The 14890-nt window shown below is 46.8% G+C and carries 12 protein-coding genes, 1 tRNA gene and 1 pseudogene; 8 read left to right on the forward strand and 6 right to left on the reverse strand.

What is annotated here, in order from left to right; translation table 11 throughout:
• Window positions 1-226: 226 nt before the first annotated feature.
• Together H6G21_RS10180 and H6G21_RS10185 are read left to right on the forward strand one after the other, a co-directional pair.
• Entirely contained in the window at window positions 227-445 is a 219-nt protein-coding gene (locus H6G21_RS10180) for a hypothetical protein (protein ID WP_190573296.1), read from the forward strand.
• Between the two features lie 94 nt (window positions 446-539).
• Window positions 540-2282: a phospholipase D-like domain-containing protein gene (locus H6G21_RS10185; RefSeq protein ID WP_190573297.1), complete on the forward strand. Its 1743-nt coding sequence runs from the start codon at window positions 540-542 to the stop codon at window positions 2280-2282.
• Window positions 2283-2380: 98 nt separating this feature from the next.
• Here H6G21_RS10185 and H6G21_RS10190 read toward each other — a convergent pair whose 3' ends face one another.
• Complete coding sequence (locus H6G21_RS10190) at window positions 2381-4804, reverse strand: tetratricopeptide repeat protein (protein ID WP_190573298.1); 2424 nt, start codon at window positions 4802-4804, stop codon at window positions 2381-2383.
• 191 nt (window positions 4805-4995) lie between these two features.
• Between H6G21_RS10190 and H6G21_RS10195 the strand changes: the two genes are divergently transcribed.
• Together H6G21_RS10195 and H6G21_RS10200 are read left to right on the forward strand one after the other, a co-directional pair.
• Window positions 4996-5769: an HAD family hydrolase gene (locus H6G21_RS10195; RefSeq protein ID WP_190573299.1), complete on the forward strand. Its 774-nt coding sequence runs from the start codon at window positions 4996-4998 to the stop codon at window positions 5767-5769.
• 41 nt (window positions 5770-5810) lie between these two features.
• Window positions 5811-6206 (forward strand): MGMT family protein, encoded by a 396-nt coding sequence (locus H6G21_RS10200; RefSeq protein ID WP_190573300.1) that lies wholly within the window; start codon window positions 5811-5813, stop codon window positions 6204-6206.
• Here H6G21_RS10200 and H6G21_RS10205 read toward each other — a convergent pair.
• Entirely contained in the window at window positions 6203-6628 is a 426-nt protein-coding gene (locus H6G21_RS10205) for a hypothetical protein (RefSeq protein ID WP_190573301.1), read from the reverse strand. The two genes, H6G21_RS10200 and H6G21_RS10205, sit on opposite strands and share 4 nt — an antisense overlap.
• 293 nt (window positions 6629-6921) lie before the next feature.
• Between H6G21_RS10205 and H6G21_RS10210 the strand changes: the two genes are divergently transcribed.
• Window positions 6922-6993 (forward strand) — tRNA-Gln (locus H6G21_RS10210).
• 162 nt (window positions 6994-7155) lie between these two features.
• Here the strand turns inward: H6G21_RS10210 and H6G21_RS10215 are convergent.
• Both H6G21_RS10215 and H6G21_RS10220 read right to left on the reverse strand, forming a co-directional pair.
• Window positions 7156-7824 carry a hypothetical protein gene (locus H6G21_RS10215; RefSeq protein ID WP_190573302.1) on the reverse strand — a complete coding sequence of 223 codons (669 nt, stop codon included), beginning with the start codon at window positions 7822-7824 and terminating at the stop codon, window positions 7156-7158.
• A gap of 4 nt (window positions 7825-7828) precedes the next feature.
• Window positions 7829-8878 carry an ImmA/IrrE family metallo-endopeptidase gene (locus H6G21_RS10220; RefSeq protein WP_190573303.1) on the reverse strand — a complete coding sequence of 350 codons (1050 nt, stop codon included), beginning with the start codon at window positions 8876-8878 and terminating at the stop codon, window positions 7829-7831.
• A gap of 371 nt (window positions 8879-9249) precedes the next feature.
• Here H6G21_RS10220 and H6G21_RS10225 point away from each other — a divergent pair, with 371 nt between their 5' ends.
• From H6G21_RS10225 to H6G21_RS10235, 3 genes are read left to right on the forward strand one after another with little or no spacing between them, the layout of a single operon-like run.
• Entirely contained in the window at window positions 9250-10218 is a 969-nt protein-coding gene (locus H6G21_RS10225; protein ID WP_190573304.1) for a site-specific DNA-methyltransferase, read from the forward strand.
• Window positions 10219-10235: 17 nt separating this feature from the next.
• Window positions 10236-12248: a DUF87 domain-containing protein gene (locus H6G21_RS10230; RefSeq protein WP_190573305.1), complete on the forward strand. Its 2013-nt coding sequence runs from the start codon at window positions 10236-10238 to the stop codon at window positions 12246-12248.
• Window positions 12249-12278: 30 nt separating this feature from the next.
• The gene (locus H6G21_RS10235) at window positions 12279-13634 is read left to right on the forward strand and encodes a NurA domain-containing protein (RefSeq protein ID WP_190573306.1); all 1356 of its coding nucleotides are present in this window, start codon (window positions 12279-12281) and stop codon (window positions 13632-13634) included.
• Window positions 13635-13774: 140 nt separating this feature from the next.
• On the opposite strand, the gene H6G21_RS10240 is transcribed toward H6G21_RS10235, so the two are convergent.
• The gene (locus H6G21_RS10240; RefSeq protein ID WP_190573307.1) at window positions 13775-14485 is read right to left on the reverse strand and encodes a response regulator transcription factor; all 711 of its coding nucleotides are present in this window, start codon (window positions 14483-14485) and stop codon (window positions 13775-13777) included.
• Between the two features lie 58 nt (window positions 14486-14543).
• Window positions 14544-14726: pseudogene (locus H6G21_RS26195) on the reverse strand (histidine kinase dimerization/phospho-acceptor domain-containing protein); the annotation flags it as partial.
• Between the last annotated feature and the right edge of the window lie 164 nt (window positions 14727-14890).

Raw genomic sequence — 14890 nt, forward strand, 5'->3', positions numbered from 1 at the left:
ACCGTGTTTTTTAAGTCCCGATTGATCAGCTATGACCCCAAAAATTAAAGCGCTACCCAGCGTTGGTTCCAAGCAACAAAGGGTAGCTAAACCCCAAGCTGTTCTAGGCAGCTAGGCGGTCTGACACGGATTGTAACATTCGATCGGGCCACCCTACTTGTCCTGCGCAAAAGGGTGGCTTTAATTTTTGGGATTTCTTCCCACCCCTACACCTAGGAGAAATCCCATGTTTATTGGCTTTGACGATTCCGATCGCGCGATCGATCCGGAACAGAAACCGTTGCAATTTTATTTACTCGGCACTCGCGAAGAAGTGCAGTCAGCGATTAATCAGTTACACGTTTTGCGATTTAGCGATCGCGTGCGTTGGAGTCCTCCCATTCCCGTCCTCGGTTCCGATTGGAAATACATCAGCATGATGGAGCGCGATCGGGCAACGGAGTAAGGGCGATCGCGCTTCAAAACCGGGATTTTCAGAAAATCCCGGTTTTTGGAAAATCCCGGTTTTGGGGACAGGCGCGATCGCATACGAAGTAGGAGTGATACAACTAAAGGGCGATCTGGTGATTCACTCCACAAACTCGAAAAATTCCCCCAGCATTACCGAGGCGTTTATGAGACAACAGGCAAAAACTTCGGGTCTTTCCGTACAGGCGATCGCCGGTTCCTACGTCGTCCTGTTGGGCATGAACATGCCAAAAAGCGCGGTCAAAGGGGTTCTCGGCTTCGCGATCGAACGCATTGACCACACCGAAGATGAACGCTACTGGCTCAAGGGCTTTAAGACCTTTGAAGAAACCGACCCCGGCGTTCCCACCGGGAGCTTAGTCTCCAGCTTAGAACATCCCATCCAAGCCTTTCTCTGGGGGGACTTCACCGCCAAACCCAACCATCGCTACACCTACCGCGTTGTCGCCATGCGGGGCAAACCCAAAAAACTAGAACCCGCCGAAACCGTTGAACTGACCATCCAAACGGAGGACGAAGCCCAGGGAACCCATGTGGTGTACTTCAACCGAGGGGTGGCCGGATCCCAAGCCTATGCCCGCAAGTTCAAAAACAAGAAACCCGATCAAGTGGCCAATGATGCGGCGTGGCAATGGTTGTCGCGGGGGCTGGTGGAAGCGCTGCTGGCCTTCATCGCCCAGGCAAAAGGGTCGCGCTACAGTCTCCGAGCGGCGCTCTATGAGTTTCACCACCTCCCCGTTTTGCAAGCCTTTGGGGCCGCCGCCCAGTCCGGGGCAGAGGTCAAGATTGTCTACGACGCCAAGGAAAATCAGGGAAATTATCCCAACAAAGCCAATCGGAAAGCGATCGCCCAAGCAGGCATTGAAGCCCTAACCATTCCTCGACAGGCCAATTCCAGTTACATCGCCCATAACAAATTTATTGTGCTGCTGAAGGATGGGCAGCCTGTACAAGTCTGGACGGGTTCAACCAATATTACCGACGGCGGACTGTATGGCCATTCCAACGTGGGGCATGTGGTGCGGGATGCCAAGATTGCTAGCCAGTTTCTCGACTATTGGACGGCCCTCAGCCAAGATACCCCTGCCAAAGCCTTGCGCCCCCTCAACGACGATCGCACCCCCGTTCCCCAGAAAAAGTTAAAGTCCGGTGAGATGCATCCCATCTTCAGCCCCCGATCGTCCCTAGAAGCGCTGGATTGGTATGCCCAGCAAATGGATACCGCAAAATCCGCTATCTTCTTCACTGCTGCTTTTGGTGTGAACGATCAACTGGAATCGATTCTCTCCCAGGACAAAGATTATCTACGCTATATCCTGTTGGAAAAAGATGGAGGAGACATAGAAAGTTTACGCCGAGATCAAGATAATCGCATCGCAGTAGGGAGCGTGATGAAAGACAATCGCGATCAGGAAGATAAACCTTCGGGCGAAATCCTCGATCGTTGGAACTACGAAAAAACAACGGGGCTCAATACCCACGTTCGATTTATCCATACGAAATATCTGTTGGTTGATCCCTTGGGCAAAAATCCCTTAGTTGTTACAGGTTCCGCCAACTTCAGCGAAGCCTCCACCCGCAATAATGATGAAAATATGCTGCTCATCCAAGGAGATACGCGGGTTGCAGATATTTACCTTGGGGAATTTATGCGATTGTTCAACCATTTCTATACCCGTTACTGGATGCAGGTGAATCGCACCGCAGAAACAGTGTCCTCTCGCTATCTAGTCCCCAATGATTCTTGGACAACGGAGTACTATGTCAAGGATTCCCCCAAGGCAAAGGAACGCCTGTATTTTTCTGGGAAATAGCCACTTAAATAGCTACTTAAGAAATAGCCGCTTAAGTAGCCGCTTAAGTAGCCACTTAAATACCGCTTAAATAGCTACTCTTAGAAACAGCCAACTTCCTAACTGGTGCGTGCTGCGCCCTCTCCGTGGCCATCAATCACGAGGGATTTTTGCAATTGCGCGATCGCGGTGAGAGACTGCTGATGGCTGGTTTGATTACCTTGGGCATTAAACAAGCGAGCGGCTTCTTTGAGATCGCGAATGGCACTAATGCGATCGCCTAATTTTGTCCTTGCCATGCCTCGGTAGAAATAGGCGGAAGCCTCTTGATCATTCAGCCGAATTACTTCGCTGAAGTCTTCCACCGCACCCATCTTGTTCCCCATCTGGAACCGCACGAGCCCCCGCTGGAAATAGGCGGGCGTGCAGTTGAAATCGGCGTGGATGGCGTAGCTATAATCTTCGATCGCGCCCATGGGATTGCCCAATTCCGCCCGAATCACCCCGCGATTGCAGTAGGCCAAACTGTTACAGGGATTAATCAAAATCGCTCGATTCAAATCCGCGATCGCCCCTTCCTTATTGCCCAACTCATAGCGCACGAGACCACGATTGTTATAGGCGACATCGTGATCGGCATTCATTTGAATCACTTGGGTGTAATCCAAAATGGCACCCTGTTTATCATCCAATTCGTAGCGAGTTAAGGCGCGATTGAAATAAGCATCAGTATCATTTTCAGCCAGGACTGGATTTTCAAAGCGATCGATCAACCCTTGCATCACTTCCGCCGCCGTGGTGCGCAACCCGACCGCAACCTTGGGAAACACCACACTGCGGGTTGCAATCGGGTGGAATCCTAGCAGGGCATATTGTCGATCGCAAACCAGGAAATTTTCGTCCGTTCCCAGAACTTTAAACCGGAATTGTTGGGGATATTTCCGTTTGAGTTGGGTGAGTTGACTCAACGTGTTTTGTAAGAACGACTTATCCGCCGGATTGGCGGTAGGCCGTTGGTGGATATAACGCGGTGAATGACTATGTTGAGCATCATTGAGATAGCCCCAGCCGATATCGAGTTTGCCACCGCGTTCCAGGAAGCCCCGAAACTGATGCAGTAAAGCGCTATCAAAGAAAGCCCGATCGGGGTAGGGAAAAACAATAATTAAACGGGATTGGGCTGTTTCCAGGGCTGTTTCGATCAACGCCCGACTGTTGGACGCCTGTTCTCGACCGGCCTCGCCTTTGGCCTGCACATCAAACACCAATTCGTAATCTAGTTTAGGTAAGCTCTCCTGAAGGGTTTGATCGCTGACGGCCACCAGTTGACTGCCCAATTCTTCCAATTGTGCTTCTTGGTGATCCATGCGATCGGCTAAATGACGCATCTGGTTTTGTAGTGCACTAAAATCCAGCATTTCCGGGAGCCGAGTCATCCAGCTCCCCATATTTTTTTGCTGGTGGTCTAACTGATGGGTAGAGCGATGCAGGCTATTGAGCTCTTGCTGAATCGGCTCGAGATGCTGGGCAACGAGGGTATCCAGTTGGCTCTGTAACTGGACCAAATCTGCTTCTGAAGCCGTATTGTCCAGTTGCTTTTCGATCGCAGCGATCGCGGTTTTCAATTCCTCAAGGGCAAGCAGTTGGTTGGGCTGCGGCTGACGGGATTGATGCGCTTCTTGTTCGTTGCTACGGACGATCGCGGTTAACGTCATCACTTGCTGGCGCAAAATTTTGCTGGTGACGCGCAACGGCCCCACATTTTCATCTAGCTTGACCTGTTGTAGCCGCAATTGCGTAATTTCTTCCACCAAGCGCATCCATTCCCGCCGGGGCACCAGATCGGTCACAAATTGCAGGAGGCTGTCCACGTCTTGCTTCAGGGTGGCGGTGTCGATCGGGTTGGGCATGGTGTTAAACCGCCGACTGAGATAGTCAATCTGGCCTTGCAGCACTTTCAGCGTGCTGGGTTTATAGGCTTTGGCAATTTCATTCACGTCGCCCCGCAGGGAGTCCATATTCACCTGCAACTGGAGCACATCTTTTTGGGATTCTTGCAACTGTTCCACCGTCGCGGTGCGATGGAGTCCGGCGGTCACTCGCTCGATCGCTGCCATCAAGCGGGTTTGCTCGGTTTGGAGATCTTCTACCGTTTGTTTGACTTCACCGACATGGTGACCTTCCAGAATATCGAGGCGATAGGATAACTGTTCATGCAGCGCGTTGAGGTTGGCCCGATTTTTCTGCATCACCGTTTTGCGCAGGTTGGCCAAGTCCCAAAAGGTGGGAAGTCCTTGAATTCGCCGATCGAGAATTTCTAATTGTTTATTGATCCGTTGATCGAGCTGGACAACATTGTTATTCAGTCGATTTTGTACCTGTTCATCCAGCCGATGACGGTTGACCACATTCAGAAGCATCAGAAACGAAATGGGCGCAGCACTGTAGGCAATTTGCTGCGTTGCGATCGCGGCAATGGAGCCGACCCCCGATCCCGCGAGCAGCGCATACTCGGTGACATCTAACCACTTTTCGTTCTTCATGTTGTCGGCCCCTGATGAATCTAACTTCCTTCTAAAATCGAGAACATCTCTCCCTCCTTTACACCGATTTTTTTGATTCATCAGGACTGCTTCAGCAGATCCCAAGATTTACTGATTATTCAGGCATTGTCTTTTCCTAGGAACCTTCGCTACAGTTGTTGCAGAGCCGTTAATACAATGGGAAGTGCGATATGAAAGGTGTTCGCGCACTGATTTTTGATGTCGATGGAACCTTGGCAGAAACAGAGCGCGACGGTCATCGCTTAGCCTTTAACCGAGCTTTTGTGGCCGCAGGTCTGGATTGGGTTTGGTCTGTGGAACTCTACGGGCAATTGTTGGAGATCGCAGGTGGGAAGGAACGCATGGCCCACTACATCCAGCACTATCAACCCGATTTTGTGCCCCCGATCGAGCTCACTGAATTTATTGCAGGTTTACATCAATCCAAAAGTCGCTTCTATCAGCAATTACTACAGGGCGGTGAAATTAAATTGCGGCTCGGTGTGCGTCGTCTCATCCAGGAAGCGCGGGAAAGCGGTGTGCGACTAGCGATCGCGACGACCAGTTCCCTAGAGAATGTCATCCCCTTGCTGGAGACGGCCTTGGAACCGGATAGCCCCAGTTGGTTTGAGGTGATTGCCGCTGGCGATATTGTGCCCCGCAAAAAACCCGCTCCGGATATTTACCAATACGTCTTGGACACCCTAGCCCTGGAACCTGCGGATTGCCTGGTGTTGGAAGACTCCCAGCAGGGGCTGCGGGCTGCGGTGGCAGCAGGTTTACAAACCGTGGTGACCTGTAACGATTACACGCGGGATCACGAGTTAACCACGGCGACATTAGTCGTAGATTGCTTAGGGGATGTGGACAATCCCTTCCAACTGATTCAGGGCGACCTGCCAGAGAAAGCCCCCAATGCACAGTTTTTTGACCTGGCCCTGGCCAATGCGCTGGTTGCTGCTTAGGCTAGTTGCTGCTTAGGCTAGTTGTTGCTTAAGCTGGGGGAATGAACGCCTACGAGAAAATCTATGCCACGGTGCGCCGGATTCCCTACGGCCAAGTCGCCACCTATGGCCAAATCGCAGAACTCAGTAACTTACCCCGCCGCGCCCGTTTGGTGGGGTATGCGTTGTTTCGGGTGGCACCGGAGGCGGATGTGCCCTGGCATCGGGTGATTAATGCCCAGGGTGCAATTTCAGAGTCTCCCTTTCGGCAGGGCAACGATTACCTGCAACGATCGCTGCTGGAAGCGGAAGGAATCAAATTTAGTGCAGCGGGTAGGGTTGATTTACGGAAGTACCGCTGGCAACCGGATCTTGATCATCCGATCGCCGATGACCCGATCGCCGATGAACCGATCGCAAATGACCCAATCTCCCCGTCGGAGTCTGACCGTCTCTAGGCTTCACCATTAAACACTTGGAGTAACTCGCGGCAGAAGGTTTTGAGGTTTTCCTGGGCGTCCTCTGCGGGGTGGGCATTGCCTTCAAAAGTCCAGCTTTCGATCGTAGACATCCACCATTGCTTGCCCGCGTGGCTAAATCCCGCCAGTTCCACGCCGATCGATCGCTTCACCCCAGAGTCGGGATCCTTGTAAAAGCGAATCTGCACCAAGACGCTACGGCACTGAAACCGCCGACTCCAACCCGGAAAGTGAAATCCAATGTCGATTGATTCCGGATCCATTTGCTCGCGGGTGTCAGGATCGTTGGCCCAGGGTTTCAAGTCCGACTTGGCATCGGGAAACGATCGCTTAAAACAGTTCACCACCGTTGCAATCTTGCTTGCTGTTTCCAGGTTGGTTGCCAGTTCTGCCGCGTTCACGCCGCCCACTCCCTCGAAAAATGATCTGTCGAAAATGATCTGTGCTGGCTGTGCTGTAGCCTACACTTTACGTCCGTAACTGCATCATATGCAACTCCTGGGGGGGAATGTCGTACTGATTGATACGGTCAGGTAGGACTGGGCGGAAAATCGGTTGATTGCCCAAACGCTTGGTTTGGTGGGGCTTTAACGGTGTTCAGGGGCAGGCGATCGAAAAATAGCGAAGAAATTCTAAAAAAAGTGTTGACACAACCCGGGGAGTACCTGCTACTATTATTCTTGTGGTTGCGCGATGGGGCGTCGCCAAGCGGTAAGGCACCGGGTTTTGGTCCCGGCATTCCTAGGTTCGAATCCTAGCGCCCCAGTTAGAAGAATTTGATAGTTAAGTGGATCTAGTCTAAAACGCAAGTTTTCAAACTTTTTGTCATTCTCAACGTTCCAGGCTTCGTTGTTAGTTCAGATTTATAGGTCGCAGTGCCTCTGAAGGTTGTATGTGAATCCTAGCTTCAGTTTTTCTTTTCTGCTAATCAGATATTTCCTTCTGTTGGATCGTTCCCAAGCTGTTCAATGTTCGCCAGTAGTCCTGGAACTTGTCGTTGCAAATTTGTAATGTATCCAGTCAAAGTCTCCAAAACATTGCATTCTTGAGCCTGTTCCCCTGACCCGAAACAAGCCTGTATTGCCTTATCGTACTGTCGCATCGGCAGTACCCGCGTCTTGACAACTTCAAATCCTAGTTGCTGAATCAATAACCATACGACTTGCTCCAAACAAATTACTCGCCCTTCTAATCGTTGATAAATTTCCTCTGACAATTTTGGCAATGCTGCCAAGCAGACTTTATCGCCAGTCAATAACAAAAAATCTGGCTGTGATCGTGTTGCCAAAATTAATTGCTGCTCGCCTTCATGAATCACATTCCGAAACTGATTCAAATACTCCAACTCACTCAAAGAGTCCTCATCCATTATGATTGAAATGGGCCGACACGCATTCACTACAGCAATTGCCATATCCCACACTACATCGGAATACTGTTGCCGCCGCTTTTTCTGACTAGAAAACCAATAGCGAGCTGTGGGTAAAATTTGCAAATTCGATCTCTCAATATGTAGCACATCAATCGCCTCGTAAAATAGACTCATTGCTACTAGTTTATGAATAATATCATTATCAAGAAAGCAAACACGATCCACAAACTTACTCAAACCATTGTCGATCCAAATCTAACATTGTAACTAAATAATCGATTGTTTCGTCATTCAATTGACTCCAATCTAAATGCTGACATAAAATTTGGTTAATTAAATGAGGAGCATGGACAGCCGGTTCTAAAGTTTTCAATGCTTTGATCCCTATCCGCCAAATCATCTCTTTGTCTGCTTTTGTATAAGCCCGTCCTGCTCGGTTCCAAGCAATGTTTAAGGCAACAACACCTGGTGCGACATGGTCTTTCTTGGCTAATCTTAAGGATTCTTGTGCTAGTTGTTCACCTGTAATGTATCGTCGCCAAATATCATAACTCATCGCTGATCGACCAATTAGCAATTCTTGTGCTACCTGATTAGCTTCATCTTCATCAGCATCATCCGTAGCGACTGCTACCCGCTCATCAACTAATGGTTCATCTTGCCTCACATGACCGCACAACAAGTGTCCTAGTTCATGGGCTGCAATAAATAATAAGCGTGCTGGAGATTTATCTTTCAAACTTACAATAATCACGGGACGATCAACAAAATATGCCACCATTCCCTGGAAGCGGTGTACGTCAGGTGGAAAAGCTGAAAAATGCAATACTGGAATTCCGATTGACCAACAGAACTGGACTAATCCCAATAAATCAACTGCATCTTGCGATTGCATAATTTGTTGCCGAATGCGATCTATTGACCAATTTGCCAGTCCTAAATAAGGCTGCTTGCACCCGTAGGCTACTACTTCTGCAACCCTGGAAGCTAATGCACGTGGAATGGTCAGTCGATTCGTATCTGTTCCATTTTTCAATTTAAACTTTAGTTGAAATGCAGATGCAAAACTTACCTCTGAATTTTCCGTTAGTAGAGATCTAAGATTGACGTTCAACCGATTTGCTAAGTAGGCTGCGCCTTCTAACAAAACATCGGGATCTTGGTCAGCCTCATCCGTCCACCAATCCGGTAACCCTACTTGACGGATATATTTTCTGGAAAAACCTACATTCACTAGACGATCGTAGAGGTCAGCCATCTTTATCTGAACTTGCGTCATGGCATACCTCCTATCAACCTGCAATTTCCGAGCAAACCGTTGATTGTCTCTCTCAATTATGGCATACGGATCCGAAAACATAATAATGAGGAGCAAGATTTTCAAAACTAGCCTGAATTATGGCTACTAAGTGGATTCATAATACAAGAGAGGGAATACAGCCCTTTGCTTGACTGATCGATACAGCAACCCACAGCAGAAAAGGTTTCAGGTGTTGCATCTGTTTCTTGTCGTTACGCAATCCGCTGTAGTAGACCTCAATATATAAGGTTGATGAATATAATTTTACAGAAGACTGTAACCCGAGTCTGTTCAAGCAGCAGCCGATTATCAGTACTGCATACAACGAACTAGTAGTGAGTTAAAATTTCGTGAAACCTGTATACCGAAATAAGTCAGGGCAGTACTATCTCGGCAAATGTGAGGAAGTTTTGCTGCATAAGAAGCTACAAGATATTCAAGGAAAGGTAAACCTTATACTTACGTCACCACCTTTCCCTTTGAATAAAAAGAAAAGGTATGGCAATATGAAAGGTGAAATTTATCTAAAGTGGTTTACGGATTTAGCACCTCTTTTTGCAAACCTGTTAGCTGATGATGGTTCTATAGTTATTGAATTAGGAAATGCCTGGGAACCTAAACGACCCGTTCAATCATTGTTGCCACTTCAGTCTTTACTAGGTTTTGTTTCACATGAGAAAGCTAATCTACGGCTTATCCAACAATTTGTATGTTACAACCCTTCTCGGCTGCCATCTCCTGCTCAGTGGGTCACAATTGAACAGATTCGGGCTGTAGATAGTTATACAAATGTTTGGTGGATGGCAAAGAGTGATTTTCCTAAGGCGGATAATTCCCGACCAGAAGTGCTACGCCCGTACAGTAAAAGTATGCAAAGGCTGCTGAAATCAGGAAAGTTCAATGCTGGCAGAAGACCTTCACAGCATAAGATTAGTGATAGTGGTTTCTTAAACGATAGAGGTGGTTCTATTGCTCATAATTTCATTGAGTTAGAAAGCCTTACACCGGGATGTGAGCCACGCCTACCAAACGCCTTTTCCATGTCTAACACCTCGTCCAATGACTTCTTCAGCCGGATATGTCGTGAGAAAGGTATAGAAGCACACCCAGCTAGAATGCAAGTGGGGCTGGCTAAGTTTTTTATTGAATATCTGACTAATCCTGATGACTTAGTTCTTGATCCGTTTGGTGGGAGTAATACTACTGGCTATGCAGCAGCCCTTTGTGGCCGTCGATGGCTAACAATTGAAGAAAGAGAGGACTATGTGGAGCAATCACGGCTCAGATTTGAAGATCCTGCGCTAAGGTATAAAAAGTAGCTTCTATTTATAGAATTATGGGAATTAGTTCTCGGATTATCCAACCCGACTTTTTCAAGCGAGATACTAACGGAGAGTGGCAAACAGGTCTTTTTGTAGGTAGGCCATTTCGTCTCAGTTATAGCAAAGCAGAAATTTTAGTTGCTGATTCGTGGAAGGAGCGTGCCAAAGGAATTCCCCAAGGCTGCTTTCTCCTTGCATATTATGACAATGAACTTGATGACAAGTCAAATGCTGAAGCAATGCTGCTGAGGGTTCTTCAACCTGCCAAACTGCCAACTGATCAAGATGTGATCAGCAGTATGGTTGAGTACTACAAAGATGGACTACAGACAGGTTCAACCAGTCGCTCCCAATTAGATACATTCACACGTTATGAGTTTTCATTCAGTGGCCTTGAGTGCTCTGTTTTAGGTTCTTTCTATCTAGATCAGAATGATAAACTTCGTTTCGGAGCCGACTTAGAAAATTTCTACAGTGCTCATCATTATAAAGTTATAAAACCTTCAGCCGATATTTTAAAATTTATTGTGAATTACCGTGAAGATTCTGTGCCAGGTGGAGCAGGAGATGTTCCAGTTGGTAAAGTTCGTTACAGTTCTAGCCAGCGTTTCCAACAGCAGGAATTGGATGTTCCAGTCTACGTACAAGCTCCCGATTTTGCGGGAAAACGAACTGCATTATTTGGGATGACTCGAACAGGAAAATCTAATACTGTCAAAACTATTATTCAAGCCTGTGTGAAAATGAGCGAGCAGGCAACGCTCATCTTAGATCAAGGAGAACAAGAGCCTCCTGACGAGATTCTCGATCCTTGGAATGAGAATAAGTCGCCCAAATACCCCATTGGGCAGATTATTTTTGATATAAATGGTGAATATGCCAACCCCAACCTACAGGATCAAGGTACAGCCATATTTCAGCTTTACAGAAGTCAGACTCAGCGATATTCAACTGTTCCTAGAGAAGCCGATGTTAAAGTCTTAAAGGTCAACTTCTACCGAGAAATTGAAGAGGGCTTTGAGTTGCTTTGTGGTCATCCAAATATTGTGGCAGACTCTACTAAATACATGATTAACTTCAAAAATATTAGCTTTTCAAAACCTGAAGATTATGACGCGAACAGATCTGCGGCAACTCGATATGACAGACGCATAGCTGTGTATCTTTGCTGTCTGTATAGAGCAGGCTTTCCTTTGCCAATCAACCTCAAGACTATTAGGTTCTCTGCCAATGCAGAAGTCAGAAAAGCTATAGGAACAGTAGATCCAAGTAAGGGTATATCTTTTGAGGAGGCATGTAATTGGTGGGAGAAGCTGTATGAAGTCTATGATACAGATCCCTGCTTTGCAAAATATAAGCAGGATAATGGGAAAGAGTGGGCTGATGATGAACTCAAGGCTCTGTTAGTCATGTTAACTCGCAAGAGTGATGGGCGGATGGTTACAGGCTATCGTAATCTGAAGAGTGTTATTGAACAACATACAGATCGAGATCAGACACCATTTGATCAAGACATTCTACAGCAATTGAGACGTGGGAAAATAGTGATAGTGGACTTATCACTGGGTGATGAAGGAGTTCAGAAAATGTTTACCGAAAGAATTACACGGAAAATTTTTTATGATTCCTTGGCAAGATTTGTCCAAACTCGGCCTAATAATTTTATTCAATTCTACTTTGAAGAGGCGCACAACCTATTCCCAAAAAAAGACGACAAAGATCTATCACAAATCTACAATCGTCTTGCCAAGGAGGGTGCGAAACTTCATCTTGGGTTGGTTTACGCAACCCAAGAAGTGAGTTCGATTAGTAGTAACATTCTGAAAGCAACTCAGAACTGGTTTATATCACACTTAAACAATGAAGATGAAACAAGAGAGTTACGTAAGTATTACGACTTTAGCGACTTTACGGAAAGCCTAATACGCTTTAGTCAGGATACTGATAAAGGATTTGTCAGAATGAAAACTTATAGCAACCCTTTTGTTATTCCCGTTCAAGTTAATCGCTTTCCTATGGAAATGTAAGTTCATACATGTCGTTAATGGCATCACGATATGGGATATATTAGTCGTAACGATCGCCGTCCCTTTGAGGGCGCAAGCAAAGCCTCACATCAACACATCATCAACGATCCTGAAGTTCGAGCATTAATGGATCGTATTTATAAGCCTGACAAGAATTCTGGGATCACAGCAGCTGATTTAGTCGTTGATTTTGAGCCACCCGATAAGAATCCTATCCAATTTGTGATAGCTGTAGATGGTGGCTATACCGAATCAATGATTGAGATGAATTTTCCATCTCGAACAATTCATTTTATGCAATTTGGCGCACTTTTCTTTGAGCAAAAAGAGCTCGAGTGTATTGATGCATCTCCTTTTATTGCACCAGAAGATATGGCGAAGCTGAAAAACATTGAACGATTGAAGCTGGCCTTGCCCACAAAAAATATTTGTTTCAAAGATCAACCTAGCCTGAAAGCTAGTGTTTTGAGAGCTATTTATGAGTTTTTCAAAAATAATACGATGGATGAGGGCAATAGTTTGTTAGATACCTTGGCATGGTTTGTCTTCCGCAGATATAAGCCACCTGCTCAACAAACTCAACAAGATGGCAAGTGGAACCTCGCGACAAATCCACGTAGCCCGGATCTTAATCAAGTTACTCTCAAGCTGGAGGAGATGGATTCAGAGTTCACATTTCCTTGCCCTGAAACTGGTGAGAGAATTTATTTGACTGATATTTTTCGTCTTCATGAAGTGATTGAAGAAGAAATCGGAGCAGGTGGGATTATGGGATATCTGACCAATGTAATTGAGCATTTAATTATCATTCATATTATCAGACAACTTCTGAAGCGACAGCCAGAAATGCTACGTCGTTTGTTCTTTATTAAAGATGGTTCAGCTGGGTTCTTTGGCCAAACGGCGCGGCTACACGAACCAATGCTTGATTTAATGAACTGGCTGATGAACAAGCACGGTATCTTTTTAGCTGCCTTAGAAAAAAGTGGTGCATTTGTTGAACATGCACAAGAAATCCAGCCAAAGCTCAATCCTGGCTGTGCGCTTGTGTTGACTGATGAATACATTTATAACCATATACTCCCTGGCCCTGGGGATCCATCTCGTCCCTATGCATCAACCAGTAATTATGGGCACAAAGTAATTTTTAAGACGCGTAAAGGACAGATGCATGTTCTCTCGGTTCCTGTGAGGGGGCTTCAGAAATCACCTAGTCCTGAAGACTTACCGAATCTACAAATCATTCTTGCAAACGTTGAAGGCTTGCACTGTGATATGTACGATTCTGCTCTATTTCCAGTGGCTCTAGTGAATAAGTTAGTCAGTCTATCAGCTCATCCTAGCCAGCGTATCCTCAACAAATTTGCCAGTCAAGCGATTGGGTAATTATCTGTAAAGATTACGGTATCCATCCTTGATCTCTCATCTATTTCATCTTCTGAAACTTCCATCTGATGGATGTATTTCAAACATTCCCCATATTTCCTGAATCGATATCCATCAAATTGTCTTGACTACTGCTGTTGCTACGGAGTATCAGAATGGCTACTGGATTCCCGTAGGACGTATCCGACGCTGCGAACAGTGTGGATTAGGCGTTCCTCCTGTTGTTCCTCCAATTTGAGCCGTAGGTAGCGGATGTAGACTTCGATGATGTTGGAATCGCCCATGAAGTCATAGCCCCAGACATTTTCGAGAATTTGGTTACGGGTGTAGACTTGCCGGGGGTGACGCATCAGGTATTCCAACAGGTCAAATTCCTTCGCTGTTAGTTCGATCGCCCGATCGCCCCGCTTAACTTGCCGAGTGCGCCGATTCAGAACCAAGTTGTCAAATTGTAGGACATCCGGATCGTCTTCTTGGGTGCGGCGCAGATGGGCCCGAACCCGCGCCAGTAATTCCTCAATGCTGAAGGGCTTCACCACATAGTCATCGGCTCCGGCGTCTAATCCAGCCACCCGATCGCTGATGTCATCCCGCGCCGTTAAGAGAATCACGGGCACCTTGCTACCCGTACTGCGCAACCGTCGGCAAATTTCGATTCCCGTCATCCCCGGCAACATCCAGTCCAAAATCAGTAGATCTAACGTTTCATTGCGGGCTAGGGTCATGCCAGTCATCCCTTCATGGGCAACGCTGGTTTGATATCCCTCGCTGTCCAGCTCTAATTGAATGAACCGAGCTAATTTTTCCTCATCTTCGACTAAGAGGATATGGGGAATGGATTTGTTTTGCATAGAACTGCTGGGCATAGAGCTACCTCAGGGAAGAATGGGACGACTGACCTCGTAGGTCATCTAATAGGCGTTGCAGGATTTCGATCGTATGTTGGGTTTCTGCGGTGGCAATTTCTAGGGCTTCCCGTTGATCTAGGGTTAGGTTGGGACTACGCCGCAAAAGGCTTTGTAAGTAGCCGTACACGATCGTTAAGGGAGTCCGCAATTCATGGGAAACGTGGGTGGTAAAGTGGCGCTGACGATTGCGAATGTTGTAAAACCAACGACCGCTGATACTGAGTAGCAACAGAACGATAAAACTGAGGGCGATTGAAAAGCCAAATTCCAAAGTATGGACGTAGTGATACAAATCATTCATGCCCAACATAATCATAGAATTCCCAGCAGTAGCTGCATCAGCTGGAT

The sequence above is a fragment of the Alkalinema sp. FACHB-956 genome (genome assembly GCF_014697025.1).
Classification (GTDB): domain Bacteria; phylum Cyanobacteriota; class Cyanobacteriia; order Leptolyngbyales; family Leptolyngbyaceae; genus Alkalinema.